The sequence below is a fragment of the Spirosoma humi genome (genome assembly GCF_054776575.1).
Genome location: NZ_BAAHBR010000015.1, coordinates 618,081 through 644,126, shown reverse-complemented (window position 1 = coordinate 644,126; position 26,046 = coordinate 618,081). Strand labels below are relative to the sequence as shown.

Below are 26,046 nucleotides of genomic sequence, written 5' to 3'. Positions count from 1 at the left end.
CTTGTTTTTCAAATAGCTCAATTCGTTCGTTGATCATGTCCGTTCTCCACCAATCCTCCGTTTCATTGCCTTATTTTCTTGATCTGCTCGATGTCGACTTTAAAGCCGAGATCCTGGCTGCCTCGCTGGCCAGTCAACAGGTGGCTCCCGAACGGATCATCATTAATCCAATGGGGCTCTACAGCCGGGCGTATTCCAAAGACATCGAAGACGTGAGAGACTGGTTGCTGGATGGCTCTACCTTCATCTACAACCGAATCGACACGCCCCGCGAGGGATTGTTCGATATGATGCCCCAGTACCTGTTTTTCAGCCCCGTCGAATCGACGAATGCCGGAAACGTTGATCAACTGCTCGACGACATACGCCGGGATCGTGACGAGGAGCAGCAGGCCCGCCTGTTTTTTCTGCCCTTCGACGCCGAGCTGAACTACTTACGGACCTTATCCGTCCATTACGACAATTCCGTTAACCACCTGGACCATGCTACCGTCATCATCGAGCAGTTTGCTGAGCAGTGGCCTATCCTGAAGGCCATGAACCGTACGCAGGCTGGCATCTTTATTCAGATAATACCCTGGCTGCATGTGCTTCGCAGCAATCTACCCTGGTTCAGCCGTTTCCTTCATCTCTTCTTCAGTGTTCCGGTTCAGGTTGAAACAGGCCGCCGACGGCCCGAATCGACCCAGGCTGACAGTGCCCTGACACTAGCCAATTTCCGGCTGGGCGTCGACTCTGTCGTGAGTGATCATTTCAGTTCCGACGAGTATACCATACAGATTACTGTCGGGCCTGTTCCGGATGCGCAGGTAGCTGACTTTTTGCCGCATACCCAAACCATTGCGTTGTTGCATAACCTCGTTGATTATTTTCTACCTGTCTCCAGCGATGTATCTATTTCCATTGTCACAGCGCCGGATGTTCCCCGGCCGGCTGCCACTTTTCTGGGCTACAATTCCTTTCTTTAAGCACGTCTCCTTAGTCCGGTGATTTCTTTACCGGTGGTTGCCTGACTGGGCTTCTGTTTTGCAAAAACTTAGTTTTGGCCGCTTCGTAAATAATCGTCGAGCAGCCATCAGGTTCAACCAGCAGGTAATGGTTCTGCACAATCTGGCGATTGCTAATTCGGCTAATAATGTACTGATAAACAGTTGGTTGGGCTGGTAGTGGAGCCAGGCCAGGCCAAGTGAACGTTGGCTCCTGAATAGGTCCGTCATAAACAAGCCTGAACACCACCTTGGTAGCGGTCGGAAGCCGCGTAGTCCGCACCGAATCGGTCCGCAGGGTCAGAGCGCGTAACGAGTCAGCCTTAACAGAATCCGAACGAACGGAGTCGGATCGAACAGGACGGGTGCGAAGAGAATCGGCCCGAGCCGAGTCGGAGCGGACCGAATCGACCAGCACGGGACGTAACCGAACGGAATCGGAGCGAACCGAATCCGGCCGTACAACGGGTACCTGCAACGAATCAACGGACTCGGCCGACTGGCTGACGGGTTTTGTCTGAACGGGTTTTCGGCCTTTCGTGAGCGTCGTCTGTTTAGGCTTACCCTTCGTTGTCGGGGCCGTTGTCCTGGCTACGGGCACTAACCGCAGTTCGTATAATTTCAACGTGAAGGCCGGTTCACGAGGAGCCGTTGGCTGCACCTTCTCGGCCGATGGCCGCTTATAAAAACCGAGCGTTCCAACAACGGGCTCACTTCGACAGGTTTGCTCCAGGTTGTCGACTCGGGTTGTCGCAATCGAGTAGAAAAAATAGGTCGCGGTATCGGGAATCGCCAGTTGCGCTGGCCAGGCCAGTTGGGGCTCCTGAACCGTTTTTTCGTAGACCAGTTTATTGCCTGGTAAGGTATAAAGCCGGAACGAATACCGTTCGCCCTCCGTATAAATGGGCGCGCTGCTTCGCCATCTGATAACCGGCTGGCTGGTCGTACCAATGTAATATTCGTTGATTTGAGCCGGATCCAGAACGGGCGGATAGCAAACGGGCCTGGGGCTGGCGGAGGGTGCCGCGACCGTACTGGTGCGGGGCCGCTGCGAAGACAAAAAACGGTACGAAACGGCGGCCTGCACGCCATACATTGTCATATCGACTTGTTTCTGGACGAAGTTATTCGTGCTGCCTACCTGCGAATAGCCAAACGAACTGAATGAGGTATTGGCCGACAGCCCCGCACTCAGTTGCTGCGTAAGCTGGTATTTAATCCCAGCGCTGGCATTGAAACCAGCCCGGAACCGTCGATCATTGGGAATGGCTGTCGTCAGGAATACACCATTCGAGGGATCGTCTTGAAAGGAGTTCGACAGGTAAGCCCCTAAAACAGGGGCGTCATTGTAAAACAGCCCCCCCCGCAGGTCAAGATCAAACAGAACCCGCTGACTAAGTGGAAACGAGAAGGCGGGCCCGATCGTCAGCATGAAGCTATTCAGGGGCCTGAGTGGTAAAAAGCGGGGCGTAGGAAATTTAGGGATCCCCGGATCTTTCTTGTATAAGTCGCTGACGACCAGGTTCTGGTAGCCCATAGAAATACCCAGTCCCCAGTATCGTCCGACGAAATAATCCGTTGACAACGCAGCCTGGAACCCGTGTGTCAGGTACAGGTTATCATTGGCGTATCCTTTAGGGAGCAGCCGGTTGTAGCCAACCGAACCGCTTACCCGCCATTTTACAGGCGTAAAGGCATCAATGGTTGTTGATTGGGTTAGGGTCAACGGGTTATAGTTTAGTGAATCCTGTGCCGCCACACGATTGACCAGGACGAGAACAGCACTACTAAGTATAATCCAGAAAAATAGACGCATAAACGAAAGACAAGGCTAAAAGCTAAAGGTGTGGCGTTTCCTGCGCCAGGAACAACCGGTATGACGTTACCTGGCCCGAACGGTGGATCAGCTTCTGCCGAAGTCCTTCCAGCATCACGTTCCACTCGTCCTGGGTGAGGGTGCAATCCTCCGCAGGATGCAGGCTGATATCGACGGTTCGGATCAGGCCTTCTTTTTGTGTATTGCCCGTAGCAACACCTTTCTTTATCGTAACCGATTCCAGCAAGTCCCCTAATTCGTGGTGAAAAAAGGCCCGGATATCTTCCAGGGTGACAATACGCTGATGGGTCATCAGCGCATACCGGTATGTCTGCACCCGGTGGAGCGCGGAAGGACGGCTGCGGCCGCCAAGGGTGGTTGTCAATAATTTGATGCTTTCGTTCTGAAGACTATTCGAGCTGTATGCCTGCAAGGTGGTACCCGCGGGAATACGGTTGGCCAGTTCGCAGTTGGTCGTCCAGAAATCGACCTGCATGGTATCCCCTTCCTCAAACGGCTTAAACAGCACGTATTGATTCAGGGCGATCGGCGGTGTCATCGTGTTCTGAACCTTGCGCTCAAGTTGCTCGATCTTTTCCTGCAACTGGGTCAGCAGCAAGCGTACCGTATCCTGCCCGTAAACGGCAAACGCAACGGATTCATCGCGAAGCAGTTCCAGCAGAAAGGTCAACTGTTCACGGGCATTCCGGACATCGAACCGCTCGACGCCACCCCGACGAACGGCATACCCGCCCTCATCGATATGATCCGCTTTGTGGAAGGGGAACGGCGTAAATACCCGCTCTTTGCTATCCACGACCATCCGAACCAGCAGCAGGGTTTCGAAAGGAGCTGTTTGTAGGGGGAGGAGGTTATAATTGGCGTTGGTCCGGTACAGAATCCGGTTAGCTTTTCGGTTCAGGGCCGGAAAGGCATTCAGCTCGACGGCCGTCTTTTCCAGTACTGTCTCGTCGAAGCGGGCCGGAAAGGTAACCTCTAGCCAAAGCAACGATTCACTCGCTAATGACTGCAACTCCTGGGTGCCAAAAGCCTCACTAAAGGCGGCTGGATAAGGCATTTTGAGGCTCTCCAGCTCGCCGGTGGCAGGCTGCTGAATATGAACGAAGCGCGTCTGGTAGGTTTGCCGGATGTCGCTTTCGAGTTGATTACTAATCTCGTATTCAGACAGTAGTTGAGCCGGTCCATCACTTGTGCGTTCAGTAGCCTTGGCATACGCCGGACCGGTAGCGGTCTGTAAAAGAGTGCCGTTCAGATACCAGCGACTCAACGCAAGCAGCGGAAGTAACGGTTGTGAATCTACGTCCGTGGGCCAGCTGAAAAAGAAATTTATCCGGTCAAGGGTGTCGATGGCCGGGTTGAGGGCTAACCCGATCCAGAGTGTTTTCGGGGCCAGTTTTCGGAGCGGCCTTGCTGGGGCTATCAGCCGTTTGCCCAACTGCGGATGAATGGCGTGGAGGTGAGAACCGGCCGCCAGATAAGCCACCCGCCCGTCGACAAGCCTAAGCGAATCGACGGCTGAGAAAAACAGATCCTGCAGGCTGTCCAGCTCACCCATCAGCTGCGACGCGTATTTCTGCTGAAAAAGAAAACTCTGGTTCGGACCTAATTCGACGACGGGTTCAGCCGGGTGGGCCTGCATGATGGCGTGGGCCGGTTGGGGAATGGTCAGTAAGTCGGGTGTCAGCAGGTCGGACAGGCGCTCAAGGACGCGCCCTTCCGACTCCATGAATTCGTTACTGATTTTATATACTTCATTGGCCAGCGTATCGATCAGCATCCGGACAAACGAATCGAGGTTGTTCAGGTCCCGAACGCCCCACATCTGCATCATGTGCAGCAATAAACGTTGCCGGATAGCTTCTTTGGAAAAATAAGATCGTTGGTCACTCAGCGGCATGGGTGGTCGGGTAATAAAGTGGCGTTTGTCGGAGGGTACGGCTTGTTAGGTGGACAACTGCCCGATATGCAGTTGGGTCGCAAACCGGAACGGCTCTTCGGTTTCGCACAGGATCGCGTTGATCGTTACGGTTGCCAGCCGCCGGTATTCTGCCGGCGTTGCATCAAGCCGATGCTCAACGGGCTGAAACTGGACCGATACCTGCGGGTTTTTCAGTCGGCCTTCATGTTGCCGGATCGCAGCTTCGAGGGAGTCGCACAGGTAGTCGATCCAACGGCTGTTTCGAATGGTATGATCGAACTCAATATCCCAGATTTTGCAGCCGAACGAGCGGTCACTTCGGAGCTCTCCGTACTTGGTGTGGAGTAATAAATACAGCACCTGAGCGATCGAAACACCCACGCCACAGGTCGGTAATTCTTTGCCGGCCATCAAAGGTCCAAAGCGAATTGGTAGACGGTAAAATGGCTGATTCATAGTTATTTACGGGTAGTACGGTAGGGGGCTGTAACAAATCCTAACCAATAAACAAAATTGGTTGGTAATCGACAAGCATTTTCTTACATTCGGCGTGGTTAATTCCTGGCCCTAAATTCAACGCTGTTTGCCTGCTCTCTTGGGAAACCTAACCAGGCGCTCTTACCCTCTCGCTTCTCCTTACCATGTCTGTTTATTCAGTTGTTGCCGAAACTACATTACTCATCGAAGGAAAACGGATCTCGTCTTTTCGTTCGCTAACTCTCCAGCAGTCCATTCATTCCACGCACGAATTTCGGGTGTTGTTTGAACACGACGCTATCGAAGAATTGATGACGTTGTTTTCGGATCAATTTGATCAGCTCCAGCGAAAATCGATCGACCTTACCATCAAAGGGGATGCGTCTACTAGTCCGCTGGAGTTCAAAGGGGTCATTACCCAAACCGAATTACGGCAGCAGGACGATGGATACTGGGGCCTCATGACACTGATTGGGCATGGCCATTGTGAAGCCTTGCGGACCGTGCCCGGCACCCAGACATTTATCGACAAGTCGATTTCGGATGTCGTGTCGGCCTCCCTAAGCTCATATGTACAGCCTAAAAAAGTAACCGCACCCCTGGGACCCGCCAAACTGCCGTTCTGCGTTCGTTACCAGGAGTCGACCTGGGACTTTCTGAAACGGCTGGCCTATGATTTTGGGGCCTGGTTTTACTACGATGGCGCAAAATTGCAGTTTACGACCAGCCCCGGTACGCCATCGGCACTGACCCTAACCTTCGGGGCGAACCTGATTCATTTTCGCACGGGCGTGCGGGCTGTTCCGACCTATTTTAAACACTACGATTATTTGCCGGAAGAGGATCGTCGGCTGGAAACGGAATCCACCAAGGACCTGGCCCCCTATGGCAAACCCGAAAATGATGGCGTCATCAATCCGCACCCGGCTCAGGCTACGGCCGATATGACTCCCTATCGCGACAATCGCAAAGCGGCTCTGGCGGCCGAAGAAAAGTATATGGAGGGTCAGGCACGAGTACCTGGTTTGTATCCGGGCTGTAAAATTATCGTGAAAGATTCCCCACTGGGCAAAGGGGGGCAATCTGCGCCCTATCTGGTCACCGATGTTGTGCATTACGTAGATGGCGTTGGGCAGTATCACAATCGGTTTCGGGCTATTCCGGCCACGGTGGTAGCCATGCCCGTCCGGAAACTGGTACGCCCCATGGCACAAACCCAGATTGGCGAAGTGACCGACAACAAAGATCCGAAAGGAATGGGCCGGGTGAAGGTGAAAATGCTGTGGATGAAAGCGCCCGATACGACCCCGTTCATCCGAATGACGCTGCCGCACTTCGGGCTTCATGCCGATAACAAAAAAACAAGGGGTTTTCAATTCGTTCCCACCGTTGGCGATCAGGTCATGGTGGGGTTCGAGTACAATGACCCGGAGCGACCCTTCGTGATCGGTGCGTTGCCTCATGGGAAGAATAGCGGCATTGATACCAGCAAGCCTGAGGAGGAAAAACACATCAGCGTGGGCAGCGGCAGCACCCTGACGTTTATCGAAAAACCGTCGGTGAAGGAGATTCACCTGCAGGTCGACGAAAAAAACTTTGTCAAGATCGCCGTGCCGAGCGGCAACGGCACGATTACGGTGCAATCGTCCAAGGATATTTTGGTAAAGGCGACGGCCAAAGTCACCGTCGAAGCGCCGGAAATTGTTCTGTCCGGCACGACCGTAACGATAGAAGGCAAACAGGCCGTGACGATCAAAGGCGCTCAGGTAAAAATAGAAGCCACCGCCCAGATGGCCGTGAAAGGCAATATGACGGATATAGAAGGCATGGCCACCATGAACGTGAAAAGTTCGGGCATAACGGCCGTTAAGGGCTCAATGGTCATGATCAATTAACGCGATCCGGGGAATCTATGCCATTTGTAGCCACCAATCCGCTGAGCCAGCGGCTGGCAGTTCTGGAACGGCTCTGGCTGGAATTCCGGCGGCTGCCCGATGCGCGTTTATGCCGATGGCTGTTTGCGCCGGGTGAAGCCTGGTTTCTGGATGTTTTCCTGCAGGAGCAGGCCGGACCCGATGCCATTTCCAACGATGTGTTCATAACCCTTCGGACGCCGGTTCAGCACTGGCAAACGTATTTCGACCAGGCGCTGGACGAACTATCCAGCCTGATCGACCACGACAGTGCGCTTCTTGCTGAACGGAATCTGGCTATTGTTCGGGCCGTCGACCCGAAAAAAAACGAAGCGGATTCACTGGTTCGTTTCGTGGGGTATGTCAATCGGTTTGTCAAAGGACTGAGTGCGCACACCGATGGGGTGTTGGTGCTGTGTATGCTACCGGCCTCATCGGCCAATCCGGCAATACTGGATCAGGTATTGACGGCTTTGCTGCTGGGCAAACTGTCGCCCGATGTTCGCCTGATCGTAGCCGATACGATCGGGGAGGAACAACTGGCCACGTTACCAGGCCGGTTTGGCCCCGAGGTTTATTCACACACAATTGATCTTCAGCTTCAGAAGGTGATCCGGCAGCTAGCGTCCTCCGGGCCACCAACGGCCCCCGATGTAAAGTTCCGCCAATGGCATGCCGAGTTATCGAATGCGCTGAGCCAGCGGAACCTGCGGGACGTCGACTATTTTGCCAGCAATTGCCTGCTGATTTGCCAGCAGGAGCAGTGGCACACCCTGGAGGGGAGTGTTCATCTGTCGGTTGCCCACGCTTACGTAACCCACCGTCGCTACGAGGAAGCACTGGCCCGCTATGGCCGGGTAATTGACCAGATGGAAGGCTTGTTCGGTCAGGGCGACGAATCGGCTGGCCGAATGAGTATCATGGCCTGGCTGGGTGCGGGTGGCGTGTACGAGTCCTTGCGTCAGCGGCAGCGTGCTATCGACTCCTATAATTTAGCCAGCGAGCGGGCCGAAACGCTGAAGGAATGGCTGCTGGCCATCGAAAGTCATCGCCGATTGGGGATGGTCCAGGCGCAGGAAAGCCGGATGCGGCAATCCGAAACGCACTACAGGCAGGTATTTGCGCTGGCCGAACAGCTTCCTCCCGAACAGCATCAGCTCGCCCGTCTGTCCGATATTGGCCAACTCTACTGGCAACAGCAGCAAACACCCGAAAAAAGACAGAAAGTGGCTGACTTAATTGCCCAGGTGCTTGGCCCTGAGTGGCGAAAAACGTAATTGTATTTTTTTAACGATAAAGCAGTTTTTGTGCTGTCGGTTAGAAGTAACCGACAGCACGGCGACACCAGCGTATCGAATCTCTATATGCCAGAATCACCCTTATTTCGGTCAGGATTACGCCGATTGATTTATCCCGCTGTTGTGCGCAGCTTATTGAGGGAAGAGGAAAACCAGGAGCAACTCAACGAAAGCAGGCAACGGCTGGCACTTCGACCGGAAGACAGTCAGGTAGTACCAGCCGCGCGCCGTACGCTGGTCGGACGGTTTGTCGATGTCGCTACCGGCGAAGTGCTGGTTGAGCAGGTTGACGTAGACATTCCGGGTGTAGTGCCGTTTCGGTGGGCTCGTTTCTGGCGTTCTAACCAGCTGGTTACCGGCTCAGTGGGCAATGGCTGGCGTCATTCGTATGATTTTTTGTTGCTGGAGGACCGACACAGCCGGCAGGTGATTATCCGCCTGCCCGACAGCCGGGGCGTTATGTTTCCGGCTCTGACCGAGGGCGAAACCTTCCTGAACCGATCCGAAAAGCTCCGGCTTAATCGCGATGCATATGGATACCAGCTACAGGGAACGGACGGTCTGTTGTATCGTTTCGCGATGAATCCGAGTGGCAGCCTTTGCCGGTTAGTATCAGTTGGAGCAACCGGTACCGATTATCGACTTCGGTTCAGTTACACCAGTACGGGTCAGCTCCGGCGCATAACGGATGATTTTCAGCGCGTTATTGATATCGTGACAAATGCTCACCAGCACATCAGTCGCCTGGAGATCACGCTGCCCAACCAACCGCAGAAGCGGTTGACGTTGGTGGACTATCAGTATGATGAGCTTCATGATCTGAACGATGTCATTGCCCAGGGCAAACCGGTAGCGCAATACCATTATCGGCAGCATCGACTGATCCGGCTGACGGATTCTTTCCGCCAAAGTGTTTATTTCGCCTACGAAAAAATGGGGAATCAGCCCGTGTGCAGCGAGCTAACGGTTGAGAAAGGGAAGCCTGCGCTTCAGTTTCGTTACCTGTTTGCCGAAGGGCGCACCGAAGTTACCGATGGGGTGGGGGGCGTCAGGCAATACGTACACGAAGGCGGAATCGTTCAGCGATTTATCAGCGCGGGTGGACGGCAGCGGGTCTGGTTTTTTAATGAATATGGCGAACTGGCCAGCGAGCAGGACGGGCTCGGGAACACGTCGTTCTTTGCCTACGACGAGCAGGGAAATATGACCCAGGCCGCCTGGCCGGATGGGGGAGGTATGCAAATGCAGTATACGGATCAGGGTCAGTTAACTACCCTGACAGACCGCGCTGATGGCGTTTGGCAATGGGCCTATGATGAGAGCGGCCGGCTCCTTTCCTGTATCGATCCTGTTGGCGCCGAAACAACGTTCTCGTATGCTGAAGATGGTCTGCTGGTGGAACGCATAAAGCCAAACGGTCAAAGGAGTCAGTGGGCGTATGATGCCTATGCAAATCTGCGCTTACAGACCGATGAAGTGGGTCAGCAGACCATCCGGGAATACGACTTCCTGGGCCAGTTGATCAGCCTTACCCAGCCAGACGGAACCAGAACGGAGATAATCGAGAAAATAAACGAACGTTCGGTCGCAACCCGGCCAACGACACCGTCGACAGGGGCACTGGACCAACCGACCTACGATGCCGATGGACTGCTCATCCGGCTTCGACGGAGTAACCGGCTGAACTGGCAATTCATTCGGGATGCGGCCGGATTTGTCCGTGAATACACTCGTCCGGATGGAACGTCGACCCATTTTCATTACAATGCAGCCGGACGCCTGACCGAGGTGCTTTTCAGCGATGGGAGCTGGTATCACTACGCCTACCGGCTGGATGGCTGGCTCGTTGAGGCCGCCACACCAACTTCGGTCATCCAGTTTGAGCGCGACCCCCTGGGCCGTATTATCGCCGAAACCGCGGGCCCCGTACAGGTGACAACGGCTTATGACCAAGCCGGTCGGCCGATAAGCTGGCAAACGTCGGAGCAGGCGGTCGTGCAGGCTACTTACGACACCCGGCGCTATTTGAGCCGACAGGTGCATCCCGATTGGCAGCTACAGTTTAGCTATGACCGACTGGGGCGTCTGACCGACTGCCAGATGCCTGGTGGACTGCAAAGCCGCTGGCAGTATGATGTCGGTTCGTTGCCTGTCAATCAGAAGCTTTTCTGGGGAAGCGGCTTGCAGGCTTCCCGCTCGCAGACGTATGGATGGGAACGCCAGCGGCTTGTTCGAATAGACGACAACCAGTACGGAACGGCTACGATACGATACGATGACGCCAATGACCCGACGGAAGTAATCTGCTCTGCAGGCTGGACCGATCGCTGGGTAGCCGAACGGGCTTACTATCAGCAGCGACTTCTAAAACCCGCCCCCGACATGACAGAACTGGGCTGGCAGATGCTGACGGTTGGGACGGCTCGTTTTTATTACGATGCGGACGGGTACCTGCGCGAAAAACGGGTGTCTGGTCAGATCTGGACATTCCAATGGCATGAGTCCGGCGTTTTGCAGCGGGTTGTCCGGCCAGACAACCGGGTCGTAACGTTCACGTACGACGCCCTCGGCCGACGCCTTGACAAAAAGATGGACGACTATCAGGTACGCTGGGCGTGGCATGGTCGTCGACTCCTCCATGAATGGCACCATCTGCCGGGGAGTGAGCCCATTCCGTTAACCTGGTATACGGCAGGCGGTGACGAGCCAACGATGCTTCAGGTTGGCAACCAGTGGTATAGCGTGGTATGTAACGTGGCGGGTCAGCCTCTGTCATTTCATAACCTGCAGGGCGATCCGGTTTGGGAATGGCGCTGGTGTCTGTTTGGTAAAAAGCACAACCTGACCGGTCCATCTCACTGGCATACCTACCTGGGCAGGGGCCAATACGAGGACCAGGAAGCCGGTCTGATTTATGCTAATTTCCGATACTACGATGCCGCTACCGGGTTGCCTATCAGTCCAGGATATTCCAGCCCCGCCGGGTGGGCGCGAGCTGAATGGGAGCCTCCTCTCGCACCAGAATCGTATCTTTCCGCTGCCCGATATATTCGAGCGTACTGAGTTTGTTCCAAAGTCGGGTGAAGACATTCAGAAACTGCTCTACCGCCAGCATAGAAGCCCCAATTTGCTGGTGGTTGTAGTCATGTTCGAGCAATCGTAGGAGCAACTCCTCAAATTGACCGGGTGTTACGTCGGTCCACTCGTAAAAATAATGCAGCAACTCCTCTTTTTGACGGGTGGGCAGACAGTACAGTTCCGTGTAAATGATGCTGGTCAGGTTGGCAAAATAACCGACCAGATACACCGGCGGATGCTGGTGGTCCAGGTTGCGATACTCAAAAAAGACCGTTCCCAGATAATCCAGAATTCGGTTGCAAAACGACTGCACCCGGCGAGCCAGATCCGACGGCTGGGACTGGTCGTGTATTTTCCGGATAATCTTGAACGAACTAACCTGAATTTCATTTAAACCCCAGCCAAAATTCTTGTAATACTGGATCAGGCGGGGGTGGCTGGCCACCGACGCGCAGGGTGGAATGTATTGACTATCAACAATATAATGCCCTTCGTGATACGTAGCCTTTCCAATAAGCAGGTGATGGTGCCCCAGGTCGCTGGCATTGACCTGCTCAGACGACACAACCATGAGCTGGTAAGAGTACTCCGTATACGGATGCCGCAATGGGGATTCTTCCGGATCGGGATTTCCGATGGGTACCTTTTTGAACGGATTGACGACCAGCACAATGTCATAATCCGGTCTGAGCTGATCGTCCAGACTTTGGTTGATCTCGAACGAAGCCGTCAGGACCGTGAATTTCAGAACATCCGGATTGATGGCAATGCGGCAGCCGCCCTGCGTGATGGCGTTGCATCGGGATAAGCGAACTTCGACATGGTCGCTGTTTTTTTCGAGCAAATCAAATTCGTGGGCCACCGACGTACCTCTGACCGGTGGCAACAGGCCGTAATTATAACTGGTCAGAAAGAGCGAGACCGAATCACGCACCAGATCCTGGACGTGGTGATCGGTCTCTACGAAATGCTGTTGCGACAGCTTCATGCCGTCGATCCAATTGACAGGAAGGTGGCTCTTGGGAAATAACATAGGCGGTTAGCTGATTTCTTCTACCCGTTTAGCAACAATCAGGTAGTTTTCGCGAAGGTTGTTCTGGGCAATTGTCTGCTCAAAATCAATATACGACCGTAATCGGAACAACGACGGTTTCAGGCTATAAAATAACCACCCGTATTCATGGGCCGTATCATCGAACGTCTGAATCGGTTCGTTCGGGAATTTGTGATTGTAGTCGTCGACAAATTTTTGAAACCAGGTACCAAACGTTACGTCGCCGGTTGTGCGGGCCTTGACTTTAATAGGGGGCTCCTTTCGATTTGGATCTTTATAGATCTGAACTTCCAGCAGCATCAGTCGGTAATAATCCACTCCCTCCATGACGACCTCTTCGGCGTGACGTGGGTAGTACCATAGTTTATAGATTTCGTTCGGTACATTCACCAGGGAGTTGAAGGTGTAAGCGAATAGTACCGGCAACAGAAAGGGTAAAAGACTGCTCGATGCCCATAGATCATACTGAAGCAGACCATACCGGAGGCTGCTCAGGTAGTTGAAAAGCGGGGTGAACAAGACAAGGCCTAGGCCGACGACACTGGCCGTCATCAGAATCACGAACGTGGGTTTCGTGGCAAAGGCAGGACCCATATCGGCTATCATTCGACTCAGAAAGAGAATGCCGCACACCAAACTAAAGGCCTGTACGACAATGTAATAGACGGGAATGAACTGTAAGCCGTTCAGGCCAAACAGCCCGGCAATGGCCATAACAAAGCCACTGATCAGGACAGTCAGGACCAACCGCTTATTACTCATTAATTCAAGCTTACGATTCAGCCATATCGTTGCAATGAACAGGCCCAGCGTAATCAGGACCACAACTAAATAACTTAGTAGGAAAGGGGATATGACATCCATAAAGAGTGATCTTAAATCCTGACTAGTCGTCCCTGACTTACCCGCCGATCATCACGGTCGGCAACCCCAGCACAATGGAGCCTCCATGCGCTGTCAGATCGCCCATGCGAGCCGCTGGAGCCCCGCCAATCAGCACGGTTGCCGAGCCTTTAACGATTGTGTCTGGTGGCCCTACGCAGACGAGCGAATCTCCGACGCGAGCAGCGGGCAGGTTTCCAATCATCACCGTCGGGCAGCCGGGCCCAACAATAGGACCACCTACATGCGGAATGCCTGGCGGGGTTACTTGGGGACACGTGTGCATGTCGGTTAAACGGGCAGCAGGAGGCATAGAACAGGAAAATCGAAGAATGAGTAAATATAGCGTGTAATTGAACCCTGTGTATGCTTACCTAGTTTGCAACAGCGCTATCATCCCCAATAAAGATGCTGTAGCTCCTTTTTTACCATTGACCAGCGACGCCGGGAAATTATAATCTCTGTTCCCGTAGCTAAGCGTAGCATAGGTCCCCGGTGGGTCAATTGTGTTTTCTGAACGAAATTCCGGTTGATCACACAGTTCTGATGAACGCGGATGAAGTCATCAATCGGTAATTGATTGGCATAATGCTTAATGGTGTACGCCATCATCTGTTTGCTGCCATCGTTCCAGTATAACCAGCTATAGCCTCGTACGCCTTTTATCATGATCAGGTCGCTGATCGACTTACTCTGCCAACCGATTCGGAGGTCGTTGACGCGCACGGATAAAATGATATCTGAAACAGATGTTCCTTCTGAAGTTGAGATAGCAAAGCTGTTGTTCATTGTGAGTATTAAGAGTAAAGTACAGGTTAGGAGTACGGATAAGAAGATAACTTAACGACGTCTGTCGTTTTGTTAAAGAAGTGACCTATTGATAGACCAGGTAGGTGATATTTTTGAATAAAAGCAAGAAATAGTAATATTATACTTACGTAAGTCTCGCTTATTTCTATTAAAGTTAATTAAGTGCTGATTTAGTAGACATGTATCGTCAGGAACTAGCCAAATGTACGTTTAGGGGAAACAAATAGCCTAAAATGAAGCGTAGACAAAGTGTAGACAGGTCGTGTAAGCGTCTGATCAATAGGGCTGTATCCTCAAGGGGGCTGCTTGCTGCAAATAGTTGGTATGATGGAGTACCCTCGACGTAGACGGCTCGCCTGTCACATGGTGCCTGTGTGTGAATGTGTAAAGAATATGGGTTAATTGTTGCATTAAAGTATACCGTATTTTTGCTTCTTTAACTAAGCGAATTGTGATCGTTACTCGGCTTATTTTCGACAATCGAAGTTAGCCGAAGATTGATCAGAGAATTGCCGTTTGTATACCAATGACGATAAATAGAGTGTGAGCAACAACTTGTAGTATGTGAGTGGAGGTTTGTTGTTATTTAGCCGTATCTGGCTGTCAACAGATAGCAATTTCTGATAACTCAAGAATCACGTATACCGCGCATAAAACGAAACATTCGCTGTTGTGATCTTTAAAATAGAGTCTGAATAGAGGGGCGTTGATGAGAGGTAACTATTTGATTATCAGTAATATGGTTTTAGTGGATTGTGACTTTTACTAGTTGCTAAGCTAAAACCGAGGTGTGCTTTCTAGCTTATTATCGTTTCTGAGTACGCTATGGCCGGGCCCGAGTTAAAACGACACATTCCCCTTAATTATCGAGGTGTATGAACCCGATAAATAAGGGGAATGTGTGAGAGTAGGGGGAATCAACCGACTTGGTCGAACGCTACTGAACCGAGGGCAATTGCGCGGAGCAAAAGAAGCCGTCAGTTAGTAACATCAATATTGCTGCCTGCTTTGTAGTAAAGTTCAGCGATGGCTTTTTGATAGCTGGCCTTAAGCTTTTCACCTTTTATCTGCAGATCGATTAATTTGGTCTCTCGGGAATTGACGAGGAAAAGTGAACTCTCTCCCAACAGGAATTTATCCGATTCGCCCTTGACTAGGATTCGCTGATTTTCGATCGTCTGCTGCTGGGTGGTTATCTGATTGACCAAGGCCTGGAGTTGGTTATAGGCTACCTGAACCCCATTCGCAATCGAACGCCCCTGGTGCTGCCGGTCCAGGCGTGTTTGCTGGTATTTGATCTGAACCTCGCGAAGCTTGCCCCGTTCCTTGCGTAAAAACAGAGGAAATACAATATCGACCCCGACTTTATAATTCTGGGGGCGGAACGAGTAATAGCTGCTCCAATCGTAGCTCGCATCGAGGGCGGGTGTCTGGCTGAGCAAACTAGCGCTCAAGGCAATTTGCGGCTGAACCATCGCTTGTCGGAAACGCTCTTCCAGCGTCAACTGCTGCAGTTTATTGTCGAGTTTAATTAGATTAGGGTGGCGCTCCGCGACCTGCTCCAGCAGTGATCGCTGGAGCACATCAACCGAGGTGGGTGGTGGCGGTATCTGCGGAACCGAATAGGGCGGCAGTTCAGCAGGTTGCCCGTCGGGAGTCCATAGAAAAACGTTTACCCGCAGTCGGGCGTTTTGCTCATCCGCTACGGCTTGCTGTCTCTGGACCAGCCGATCCTGTACGGTAATCAACGCTTCTGTGGTGTCGATGTAGGCCACATCGCCCAGTTGAGCCTGTAAGCGTAACGCGTTAAACCGGCGTTCGGCCAGCACGTAGCCTTCGGTCAGTAACTGACGCTGCTGATAAGCCAGATACCAGTCCCAATAGGCACTAGCCGCTTCGTACAGCGTTTTGTTGATCAGGCTAATACGATCCGCTTCCGCCAGATTTTGTGCTACCCGGGCCTGCCGCACAGCATTGCGCCGGGCATCAATGAACAGGGTTCGCCCAATGGGTACGCTTAGGCCAACGCCGGTGAGGCCCGTCGGCGGAGTACGCTCTTCGGGGTTGATGTATTTACCTGTCGGGTCATTTCGATCATACGAGATATTAAGATCGATGCCCGCGGGCCAGATGGGCACAGCCAGTTTGTTTTGCCAATGATCATAATACAGGTCTGAGCCAAACTCTTTACGATCATAGTGCGACACCAGCTTAGGGTCGAAGGCACCCCGGGCCTGCACCACGACCTGCCTGGCTTCCTCACCAAACAGGCCTGCCTGCCGGATGAGCGGGTGGTGTTGCCGGACCAGATCATAAAATAGGCGGGCCTGAAAAACAGTTGTGTCCAGGCGGGATGAATCACCCTGGCCGCGGAGTGTGAACGACACCACGCACAGCCCCAGAATCAGCCATCCCGTCAGACGATCACGTAACGAAGTCAGTCGGATCATGAGGGAATTGCGTTAAGTTGCTTTTGCTGGCTCAGCTTTTAGGCTGGGCGGAAACCCATTGAGTAAGCGCCACAGTTCATACCAGATCGGAACATCGTCGAGCATGACCCAGCCGCGAACGCCCGAGCCAACCCGTAGCTGAGCTGGCCACGGCTGATCACCCGGTTGCAGAATGGGCCGTACCAGCAGCCGATACCGACCGTCGGGGCTGCTGACAGCATCAATCACCGCTACTTTACCGCCAAATGTGCCCACGGCTACACTGGGCCAACCCGAGAACTGGATAGCTGGCCAGCCATCGAACTGCAGCCGGACGGTTCGTCCTCGCTGAATCAGGGGAACATCCATCGCCCGAACGTACAGCTCGACCGCCAGTTGAGGCTTATCCGGCTGGAGGGTTGCAATGGATTCGCCCGCCGAAATGGTTTCACCGATTCCGGTTTTGGCGGGCCGAACGATAAACCCATTCTGGGGTGCCCGAACAATATACAGTCCCTGGCGGACCCGGACGTTGCTAAGCTGGTTGCGCAACTTTGCCACTTCGCCCGCCGTTTGGGTGCGGCTCGACACGGCCGAACTTTGATCTGAGCGGGCTTTGGCGATATTTTCCTGAAACTGAGCCTGGATCGTGCTTAACTCAAGCTGAGCATTGACCAGTTCCTGACGCGTGATGCTCAGTTTATTCTCCTGCGCAATAACTTTGGCGTTATCCTCCTGAACGCGGACGCGCCGACTTTCCAGATCGGTCAGGGAGATAAGGCCATTCTGGTATGCTTTTTCGTACCGGGCAATCCGGTCGAGTGTAATCTGGTAATTTCGACGGATTGCCTGTAGATCAGCTTCATCGGCAACCAACCTATACTGTGACTGTTTGACCCGGTTGCGAGCCGCATCCAGTTTAATCCGTACACCGTCTTCAAGGGCCCGAATTTGCCCGTTTAAGGCATTGATCTTGTCCACATAAGCCTGCTCTGAGCCGATTTTGGCTGTCAGCTGTTCATTAAGGCGCTGGATAATGGCTGGATCGAAAAATTCGTCCTTAATGTCCGAGATAACCAGCAGGGTATCACCCCGTTTGACAAAATCACCATCTTTAACCAGCCAGCGTTCTATTCGACCCGGTATGGCATTCTGGATGGTTTGGGGCCGGTCTTTGGGCGTCAGCGCGGTTAGGGTTCCCGTTCCGTCGATATTCTGACGCCAGGGCAGGAACATAACCACCAACCCAACGAGCAGAAAAAATAGCCACCATCGCCCCAGCCGGCGGCCACTGTCGGGATTGGGTAGCGTGCGTAAAGCCTTAATGGGATATCGGTCGAGATCTTTGACATCGACCCGCTCGTTTGAAATATTAAGCATAGATGATAAAGCAGCAGCCAGTTGGTCAGAACGTTCTGTGCTTAGTGTAATTCAGGTTCAACGTTGGAAATGGTAAGCGGTAAATCGGTAACCGTAGCAATCTTTTCGACGGCCGTCAGCATATCAAATACCGTATCGACACCGGATAAAAGTTTGTCAACAGCACCGGTTATGAGCACAATCATTACTTCGGACGCAACAAACTGACCAAGTGACATCTGTCGACTAACGACCAGGGAAGTGCCGAGAATCAGCAGGCCACCCACGACAATCGTTTTAAAGGCAACGCCACTGTACAGAAATTTTTTGATCACCTCAAAGTGAGCCTGCCGGTTTGTGAGGTATCTGGCCACCAGCTCATCCATCTTGGCCATAGCCTCGTCCTGCTCGATTGGCGGGCGGGTAGGTTCCTGTTGTTGGTTGGGGAGCCCACTGGCCATGTCTTCCAGCCAGGCTTCGACCTTGTATTTATACTTGGATTCGGCCAGACTCGTCTTGATGCCACTGGGACCGAGGATGCGGATAGCCAGCCCCACCGCCAGCGCGACGAAAAGGCTAAATCCTATAAATATGGGGTGGTAGGCTGACAGCAGTAATAAGCCAAAAACGATCTGCACTATGGCCGCCGTGATATCGACCAGTAGTTTGGGCAATCCTTTCTGAATGGTCAGCACATCGAAGAACCGATTCATCAGTTCTGGCGCATGATAGGCTGACAACGCTTCGGGGTCGATGCGGGGCAAGCGATAGGTAAACTCAAACGCAGCTTTGGTAAACACCCGCTGCTGGAGCAGTTCAACCAATGTCGTTTGGGCAACCAACAACAAGCCGGCCACGACGATGCCGACAATGACCAGGCCAATCATCACATAGACCGAACTAAAAACCAGACCACTCGAAACCAGCGTAAAAACGGCCTGAGTGCCCAGGGGTAAGGAAAGACTGATTGCGCCGGTGATCAGGGCGTATATAAAAATGTATCCGATGTCTTTTTTTTCGGTTGTTAAGAGCCGAATCAATCGTTGGGTCGGTGAAGGCAAAGACTCAACAATACGTTTACCTGCCATATAGAAAAGTTATAAAGACGTTTATAAGACCAGATGGTGAACTCCCTGTTGCACGACACAGTACGTCCGTTTACGTGTCTTCTGGAATGATCAAGTATCAGGCTTACAAAAAGTTAGACAATGTCCGGTTATTCAGTTTGGGATAGCTAGTATAATTACTTATGAGCTACTAAGGGTTTCTACAATTAACTAACTGGATTTGTTTTGTGATTAAGTCGCAATTTACGTTAAAAATTAAAAAGGGATTAAATTTCGCTGTAATTATTCTCATTTATGGCCTTTACGGCCCTTCAAGCGTTAATTCGGATGAAGGCAACTAGCTGGTTCGCTTCCAGCTCAGGGCCATGTTGTAGCGCCAGGATTACCGTAATCTTACTCATGGTTCAGGTGTAATTTTGGCCCGATTAGTCCGGCGAGACTTTGCAGGACAGAGCTTACAGCCAATGGCAGCGATAGAAGTGATTTTAATCGGAACGAGTGCTGGCTGTCGGTCAGGGAGTGAGCCGACTTTATTGTACCGCTCACGATCGGGTGAAGTACATGCCACTGGCGACCTGAGTAACAAGATGATTGCTATCGTTGTTACTACAAATTGACCCTTACTGGCTCTTTGCTACTCAGGTTGTTAATACAACTCTCTTTTGTTACTACCCCATGCGTATTCCGCCATTTCCAGACGAAGAAAGTAATCGATTAGAGGCTTTAAAAAGGTACGATATACTGGATTCGATACCCGAGCAGGCCTACGATGATCTTGTCAAGCTGGCTTCCCAGATTTGCCAGATGCCCGTTTCGCTGATTAGTCTTTTGGGAGAAAAACGCCAGTGGTTTAAGGCCAGCTATGGAATCGACATTCGGGAAACACCGCGGGAGTACGCGTTTTGTAGCTATCATGAGCTGGTCGATCCGGAAGAAGCACTGGTCGTGATGGATTCAAGAGAGGACGAACGCTTTGCCAGCAACCCCTTCGTAACGGGAGAGCCGCACGTAGTGTTTTATGCGGGAGTACCCTTGATTGATTCGGATGGCTTTATGCTGGGGTCGCTCTGCATCATTGACCATCAACCCAGGCAAATAAGTCAGCCGCAACTGGACGCGTTAAAAATCCTGGCCAAACAAGTGGTCAGCCTGCTGGAGCTTAGGCGTTTCAACAAGGCCCTGAAACAAAGTGAAGAACGATACGCGGCCCTCTCGGCAGAACTGGAGCAGCAGGTCAAGCAACGGACGCAGGAACTGGCGACGGCCAATGAAGCCCTGCTCACTTCCAACAACCTGCTCTCCCGATCAAACGAAAACCTGCAACAGTTTGCCTACATCGCCAGCCACGACTTACAGGAGCCCCTGCGTAAGGTGCAGTCGTTCGGTGATTTGCTGAAAGACCAATATGCCGACCAGATTGGCGGAGGAGTGGTTTATCTGGAGCGAATGCAGGGTGCAGCCGCCCGCATGTCGACGCTCATCCGTGACCTGCTCAGCTACTCGCGCATCCACACCCAGCGCGAAACTACCGCCGAGGTGTCCCTCAACGAAGTCGTGAAAGCTGTATTGATTGATCTGGAACTGACCATTGCCAACAGTGGCGCAGATGTACAGGTCGGTCCGTTGCCGACTGTGCCGGGAGATGCCTCTCAACTTGGCCAGTTGTTCCAGAATTTGCTGACCAATGCGCTCAAGTTTCGACGCAACGATACGCAGCCTATCATACAGGTAACGGCCCGGTGGGTTTCCGCCGACCACCTGCCAGCTGGCAGGAAAACGACTCTGGGCAGTGCACTGGCCTATCATTGCATCGAGGTGTCGGACAATGGAATTGGTTTCGACGAGAAATATGTGGATCGTATTTTTCAGATTTTTCAGCGCCTGCACGGTAAAAGTGAGTTCGATGGTACGGGCATCGGTCTGGCCGTGTGCGAGAAGGTAGCCGCCAATCATGGTGGGTTTATCAGCGCACGCAGCGAAGCAGGGCATGGGGCTACCTTCAGTCTGTTTCTGCCCTGTTCGTGAGTATGTCCTCTACCTACTAATACGCTCCGATTTTCCAACAAGCGTTCAGGTCGCTGGTAACGAAGAAGTTAGTCTAACATTAAGATGATACGCACAGCCGTTGCCTTTTGGGTGATGGCTGCATTGGTCTAGGCCCGTTACCTCACTCGTTTAAACTTTATTATCGAACCGACGTAACTACCACCAACTGCTGTATGCAGTGAATGGTGGAATATGTACAGCTGTCATCTTGTAGATGACGGCTGTTTTTTTATAAAAAAACGCTGACCCCAGAAGAGTCAGCGTTTGAGGCCTATTCCACAAAATAGATGAGTCGACAAAACCCACGATTGTAAAGCCGATACGCAGTATGTGATCTACCTGTGGCATTGCCGACGAGCAATTACTCCGCCGACCCCCAAAAAAAGTGGTATCGCCAACAAAAAAGCCCGACTGGTTAGGTCGGGCCTTGTTATTTATGGGATAGATATTCCCATAAGACCCAGAGATAAGGGATAAGTAACGGCCTGAAAATGGATATCCAGTTAAATTTAAGCACTAATTTTTGTGCACGTATAGCCTTGAGCGGTATCATAAATAAAATATTTTCTCCTGTTTGGCTCTATTATTGCTACTAAAAGCATGAAGGAGAACATAGAGGTATATTTATTTAATTATACGTAAATCTTTAATGAGCACTTTTACTTATTATGAAAATAGTTAAATTTGTTAATGACTACAATGACATTTCAGTAGAAGAGAGGTCTAAAGATTAAATAAGACGTTTACATGGAAGGTAAAACCCATCGCAGCAATAAGCAGTCAATAGATCAATCGACATACACCACGATTTTGACAAACTGGTTTGAGGCCGCGTCCGCTTTTTATAATCACTATAATCAATTACGGCCCTATGCCGCCCAAATCAGTGAAGAGCCGGGTCTGAACGCCGTTTACCATATCAATCCGGGCCAATGTCCGATTGGTCAGTTGAGAAAGCTGCTGGGACGAATGCATCAGGAGCTGGAAATGCTCGTGCAGGACATGGACCAGGCCGATATGCCTGACTCCGGCTCTACCTGGCAGCAATGCCGGAAGCTGACGAATCATACCCGTGTACTTACTCGGTTAAACCAACGGGCGCAAACCATGAGCCTGTTGATCAATCAACCCGCTAGCTAATGCCAGCGCTGTGCTGTTCATGGCAGATGCCTTTTGTTTTCTGTGGTAGCCCTGTGGAACTGTAAACATGGGGAGTACTTAAGTAAACTGTAAGGGTAAAAATACTCTCTCCGCGTAAATACATATTGATAAAAACGAGTGCTTCTAGATGAACGTTGCCCTGGCTATCATCCTGTCGGTGTTTCTGCAAGTCGTCCTGACAATTACTTTCTTTCACGAAGCCCTGACAACCAAGCAGGGGAGCTACTGCCAGACCAAATGCACAGCCGCTGGCATGCTGTATTTGCTGGTGGCCTGTTTACTGGCCTGGCTGTTACTCACCCGACCGATCGGGTAGCCAATGGCTGGACTTTATAAGTTGATATTTTTTACAAACAGCACATACTTTCGAGAAAACCATAGCCTTCCTTTCTTCGTACATTGACAAAATTATACATGTAGATGTATGAGCTATGTACTTTTTTATGGCTGGCAGGTAGGCTACCGTAAGATAACGTCAGTCCAGCTTTTTCAGGACTATTTTCATCTGACGATGCTCGATGCCTACGACCGGACACATGCCCTATTGAGCGGAGAAACCTTTTCCCTTCCCCTCGATGATACCCACCGTGTGGACGAAGTAATTAGCCAGTTCAGGAAGATTGGAGCGCTGTGCCGCCCCGTCAACAGCCCGCATCGGGTACATCAGCAGTAGCCAGGGTCGATAGTAAACGATGGATGAACGTCCGACGAGTGCCCGGTAGCGTGATAGCAGGTTATTCAGACGCGTGCGCCCCTAAAAGATCGCTACATTATCGAGGCCGCCATCATCAGGACCAGACTTATACTCACCCCGAATCCGCAACTCCGTTAGATTCTTTAACACCGCCTGTATATCGGCTTTGGTTGCCTGCTTATTCCCCTTTTTCCATCCACTTAGTTCATCCAGCTTGATGGCATAGCTGGTCCAGGTGGTATTGGGGTTATAGGCCGTATCAAAGGTGAGGGTGTTCTTCCCATCCGTCAGGATTACATCCTCAGAAAACCGTTGCTCGTCGGTGCCCGATTGGATCAGATCGAAGCGCAGCGTTTTGCCATAGCCTTTCCTGACCTCAGCCATAAATCGATCGGGTGCAACAAAATACCACAAGGTTTGAATAGGATCCAGGTTATCCGAACCGGCCATGTAGCCGCCGGGATAGCCGCCCGTAGCGCTGAATCCCCCGACGCCCCCTTCACTAATCCGCCAGCCCTGATCCCCCTCGTCGAAAGAATTCGAATCAGGCGGGTCCAGTGGAGTAAGCGTAAATCGATAACACCCAATGAGTAAAGCCAGAAGCAGCCCACCAACAACCGCAAATTTATAAAAGACAACTTTTTCTGGATTAGAGCCTAATAACTTCATAAGTTGTTGATTTTTGGTTATTATCAACATGAAGATACCAGTCAAGCCTAAAAAGTTGTAAATAATCTGTGCCCTGCAAGAATTAAATGACTACCGATGGCCTGTTCAGCTGAATACGAAGGGGGCAAACTTAATAAAGGGTGACATTATCCAAACCACCTCGATCGGGCCCAGCTCTGAACTCCCCACGAATTCGTAAGTCAGTTAAATTTTGTAGTACAGTCTGCATATCTTCTTTGGTAGCGTTTGACGATCCTTTCTTCCACCCATTCGTGTCATCCAGCTTAACTGAATAGTGCGTCCAGGTTGTTTTCGGATTATAAGCTGTATCGAAGGTAAGGGTAGTTATGCCATTTGTCAGAATAATATCATCATTAGTATCGCTTTGAAAGTCGGTTGCCGACTGCTTCAGATCAAAACAAAGTGTCCGACCATAGCTTCTTCGAGCTTCGCCCACAAAGCCGTTAGAGGCAATAAAATACCAAATCCCAGATGAGTTGTCCGTTCCGATGACATAGCCATCTGGATTGCCGCCCATAATGCTATAGCTACCAATTCCCCCTTCACTTACATACCATCTCTCGTCATTGGCATCAAAGCCGTTAAAGCCAGGATACGTTATAGTGTTGATACTAAACTCCGTGCAGCCAGAAATAAATGTTAACAGTGACCCATACAAGAACGCGAGGCTGTAGAATGTAACTATCCCTTTATTAGTAAACACTGAAGTTATAAATATTTAAATTAAACTTTAGTTATTTTTGAAATAACCTGAATGGAATAAAAATCAATTATTTCTTTTGTTAATATTTATATGAAAAGGTAGAAATACAAATTAAAATAAATGAGGCTATAAAAGATTTAAGAAAAACATATTTTTAAGGTAAATCTTTCGTCCATAGAGTTAAATGCAATAAGATTAGACAAACGGTGCCATGACAATATGAGTCAACATTAGAAGCTAACTATAAAATATTTATTCATGGTAAACTAATTTATTGAAGAAGTCCTCCCTCTATTTAGAGACGACTTCTTCAATCACATCATTTAAAGGATTTACAAAAGGCGCTTTGTAAATGCCAAATCGTTGTCTGATTAAATAATAAAAGAATGGGATATCGTCAATTAAATAGCGCTTTAACAATCTCTTTGGGTCATTCACCATTCGATAAAACCATTCAAGTGTCAATAGTCTAAATATTTTAGGTGCACGTTTAATATTTCCGGCTTCAAAATCAATAGTGGCGCCTAGAGCCATGAATAAATCAATATTCACCAATCTATGTTTGTATTTATAAATCCAATGCTCTTGTTTAGGGGCGCCAACTCCAACGACTAGTACATTAGCATTTGAATGATTTATAATTGAAACGATATCTTCACATTCATCGTGATTTCTCTCAAAACCATATGATGGAGAATGAGCTCCGACAATGATATTTTTTTCAAGCCTAGAGTTGATTTTATTCATCGCTTTATCTGCAATACCAGGTGCCGCACCTAATAAAAAAATCTTCACATCATGGCTGTTTTTATGGTAATCACAATAAGCAGGAAAAAAAGACGATCCCGCAATGACTTCTTTGATTGGATTGCCTAAAAACTTTAAGCCCCAAAAAACTATTTTGCTGTCACAAACTACCCATTCAGCTTTATTATATATATCTACAAAAGCTTTTTCCTTTTGTAATTTTACTAAATGATCAACGTTGGGAGTTAATAAAACTCCACTTTTTAAGCGGTAAAGAAGTTCTTGTTGAGAAATATTGATCAAATCAATATTTAAAATTGAAACTTTCTTCATGGAGAAGATTAATTTATAATGCAAAAAAATATTTATACTTGTGTAAGTAGCCAATCTCAGGATTTCTGTATTTAATAAACTTTGCAGGATTACCTCCGACTATTGTATAAGGATCCACATCCTTTGTTACAATACTACCCGGTAAAATAATAGCACCTTCTTTAATCCTTACACCTGGCATAATCAAACAATTAGAGAAAACAAACGCGTTATCTTCAATATGAACAGCAGAACCTTTTGTTTCAAAAAATGGGCTATTAAGATTATGACCTAAAGTGTATATTTTAGTATCATGGGCAACACCTACATTATTACCAATATAAATTCCTCTTCGATTGTCTAAGTAACAACCAAAATTAACAGTAGAATTGTGCCCTATCTTTAGTTTTCCAATATGGAAAAACTTAACATTCCTATGTATGGCGGAACTTTTTGAAATATCAAATCTAAAAATCTTTAAATAAATATGTCGACTTTTTATAGGAATAAAATTGATAGATATGTTTAAAAACTCAATTAAGAAAAATTTACATTGTAGCAGAATCATTTCATGAATACTTTAAA

22 protein-coding genes are annotated in these 26,046 nt (G+C 50.2%); 8 read left to right on the top strand and 14 right to left on the bottom strand.

Features of this window, described 5'->3' with window-relative positions:
- Positions 1-35: 35 nt before the first annotated feature.
- The gene (locus tag ACYU8Y_RS19000) at positions 36-968 is read left to right on the top strand and encodes a type VI secretion system baseplate subunit TssG (RefSeq protein WP_460939646.1); all 933 of its coding nucleotides are present in this window, start codon (positions 36-38) and stop codon (positions 966-968) included.
- A gap of 10 nt (positions 969-978) precedes the next feature.
- On the opposite strand, the gene ACYU8Y_RS18995 is transcribed toward ACYU8Y_RS19000, so the two are convergent.
- Genes ACYU8Y_RS18995 through ACYU8Y_RS18985 form a run of 3 tightly spaced genes read right to left on the bottom strand, consistent with a single transcriptional unit; the run spans position 979 to position 5,197 of the window.
- Positions 979-2,802: a hypothetical protein gene (locus ACYU8Y_RS18995; protein ID WP_460939645.1), complete on the bottom strand. Its 1,824-nt coding sequence runs from the start codon at positions 2,800-2,802 to the stop codon at positions 979-981.
- Positions 2,803-2,824: 22 nt separating this feature from the next.
- Entirely contained in the window at positions 2,825-4,720 is a 1,896-nt protein-coding gene (locus ACYU8Y_RS18990; protein ID WP_460939644.1) for a hypothetical protein, read from the bottom strand.
- A gap of 45 nt (positions 4,721-4,765) precedes the next feature.
- On the bottom strand, positions 4,766-5,197 hold the full coding sequence (locus ACYU8Y_RS18985) for a GPW/gp25 family protein (protein ID WP_460939643.1): 432 nt from the start codon (positions 5,195-5,197) through the stop codon (positions 4,766-4,768).
- Between the two features lie 185 nt (positions 5,198-5,382).
- Here ACYU8Y_RS18985 and ACYU8Y_RS18980 point away from each other — a divergent pair, with 185 nt between their 5' ends.
- From ACYU8Y_RS18980 to ACYU8Y_RS18970, 3 genes are all read left to right on the top strand, one after another.
- Positions 5,383-7,113, top strand: a complete 1,731-nt coding sequence (locus ACYU8Y_RS18980; RefSeq protein WP_460939642.1) for a type VI secretion system Vgr family protein — start codon at positions 5,383-5,385, stop codon at positions 7,111-7,113.
- 17 nt (positions 7,114-7,130) lie between these two features.
- The gene (locus tag ACYU8Y_RS18975; protein ID WP_460939641.1) at positions 7,131-8,408 is read left to right on the top strand and encodes a hypothetical protein; all 1,278 of its coding nucleotides are present in this window, start codon (positions 7,131-7,133) and stop codon (positions 8,406-8,408) included.
- Positions 8,409-8,495: 87 nt separating this feature from the next.
- Positions 8,496-11,492 (top strand): DUF6531 domain-containing protein, encoded by a 2,997-nt coding sequence (locus ACYU8Y_RS18970; RefSeq protein ID WP_460939640.1) that lies wholly within the window; start codon positions 8,496-8,498, stop codon positions 11,490-11,492.
- Here ACYU8Y_RS18970 and ACYU8Y_RS18965 read toward each other — a convergent pair.
- The 7 genes from ACYU8Y_RS18965 to ACYU8Y_RS18935 form a co-directional block, all read right to left on the bottom strand.
- Positions 11,386-12,540: a hypothetical protein gene (locus tag ACYU8Y_RS18965; RefSeq protein ID WP_460939639.1), complete on the bottom strand. Its 1,155-nt coding sequence runs from the start codon at positions 12,538-12,540 to the stop codon at positions 11,386-11,388. The genes ACYU8Y_RS18970 and ACYU8Y_RS18965 overlap by 107 nt on opposite strands.
- A 6-nt stretch (positions 12,541-12,546) precedes the next feature.
- Positions 12,547-13,425 carry a TssN family type VI secretion system protein gene (locus ACYU8Y_RS18960; RefSeq protein WP_460939638.1) on the bottom strand — a complete coding sequence of 293 codons (879 nt, stop codon included), beginning with the start codon at positions 13,423-13,425 and terminating at the stop codon, positions 12,547-12,549.
- A 37-nt stretch (positions 13,426-13,462) separates the two neighbouring features.
- A complete protein-coding gene (locus ACYU8Y_RS18955) occupies positions 13,463-13,756 on the bottom strand; it encodes a PAAR domain-containing protein (RefSeq protein ID WP_460939637.1) in 294 nt (97 codons plus the stop codon).
- Positions 13,757-13,836: 80 nt separating this feature from the next.
- Positions 13,837-14,232: a LytR/AlgR family response regulator transcription factor gene (locus ACYU8Y_RS18950; protein WP_460939636.1), complete on the bottom strand. Its 396-nt coding sequence runs from the start codon at positions 14,230-14,232 to the stop codon at positions 13,837-13,839.
- A gap of 998 nt (positions 14,233-15,230) precedes the next feature.
- Entirely contained in the window at positions 15,231-16,703 is a 1,473-nt protein-coding gene (locus ACYU8Y_RS18945; protein WP_460939635.1) for a TolC family protein, read from the bottom strand.
- Between the two features lie 12 nt (positions 16,704-16,715).
- Complete coding sequence (locus ACYU8Y_RS18940) at positions 16,716-18,062, bottom strand: HlyD family secretion protein (protein WP_460939634.1); 1,347 nt, start codon at positions 18,060-18,062, stop codon at positions 16,716-16,718.
- A 41-nt stretch (positions 18,063-18,103) separates the two neighbouring features.
- On the bottom strand, positions 18,104-19,129 hold the full coding sequence (locus tag ACYU8Y_RS18935) for an ABC transporter transmembrane domain-containing protein (protein ID WP_460939633.1): 1,026 nt from the start codon (positions 19,127-19,129) through the stop codon (positions 18,104-18,106).
- A 654-nt stretch (positions 19,130-19,783) separates the two neighbouring features.
- Between ACYU8Y_RS18935 and ACYU8Y_RS18930 the strand changes: the two genes are divergently transcribed.
- From ACYU8Y_RS18930 to ACYU8Y_RS18915, 4 genes are all read left to right on the top strand, one after another.
- On the top strand, positions 19,784-21,133 hold the full coding sequence (locus tag ACYU8Y_RS18930; protein ID WP_460939632.1) for a GAF domain-containing sensor histidine kinase: 1,350 nt from the start codon (positions 19,784-19,786) through the stop codon (positions 21,131-21,133).
- A 768-nt stretch (positions 21,134-21,901) separates the two neighbouring features.
- Complete coding sequence (locus ACYU8Y_RS18925) at positions 21,902-22,294, top strand: hypothetical protein (RefSeq protein ID WP_460939631.1); 393 nt, start codon at positions 21,902-21,904, stop codon at positions 22,292-22,294.
- A 148-nt stretch (positions 22,295-22,442) separates the two neighbouring features.
- Entirely contained in the window at positions 22,443-22,631 is a 189-nt protein-coding gene (locus tag ACYU8Y_RS18920; protein WP_460939630.1) for a hypothetical protein, read from the top strand.
- A gap of 108 nt (positions 22,632-22,739) precedes the next feature.
- Entirely contained in the window at positions 22,740-22,988 is a 249-nt protein-coding gene (locus ACYU8Y_RS18915; protein ID WP_460939629.1) for a hypothetical protein, read from the top strand.
- 81 nt (positions 22,989-23,069) lie between these two features.
- Here ACYU8Y_RS18915 and ACYU8Y_RS18910 read toward each other — a convergent pair whose 3' ends face one another.
- From ACYU8Y_RS18910 to ACYU8Y_RS18895, 4 genes are all read right to left on the bottom strand, one after another.
- Positions 23,070-23,678 carry a laminin B domain-containing protein gene (locus ACYU8Y_RS18910; RefSeq protein WP_460939628.1) on the bottom strand — a complete coding sequence of 203 codons (609 nt, stop codon included), beginning with the start codon at positions 23,676-23,678 and terminating at the stop codon, positions 23,070-23,072.
- A gap of 130 nt (positions 23,679-23,808) precedes the next feature.
- The gene (locus tag ACYU8Y_RS18905) at positions 23,809-24,402 is read right to left on the bottom strand and encodes a laminin B domain-containing protein (protein WP_460939627.1); all 594 of its coding nucleotides are present in this window, start codon (positions 24,400-24,402) and stop codon (positions 23,809-23,811) included.
- Between the two features lie 291 nt (positions 24,403-24,693).
- Positions 24,694-25,482, bottom strand: a complete 789-nt coding sequence (locus tag ACYU8Y_RS18900) for a WecB/TagA/CpsF family glycosyltransferase (protein WP_460939625.1) — start codon at positions 25,480-25,482, stop codon at positions 24,694-24,696.
- A gap of 13 nt (positions 25,483-25,495) precedes the next feature.
- Complete coding sequence (locus ACYU8Y_RS18895; RefSeq protein ID WP_460939624.1) at positions 25,496-26,029, bottom strand: acyltransferase; 534 nt, start codon at positions 26,027-26,029, stop codon at positions 25,496-25,498.
- Between the last annotated feature and the right edge of the window lie 17 nt (positions 26,030-26,046).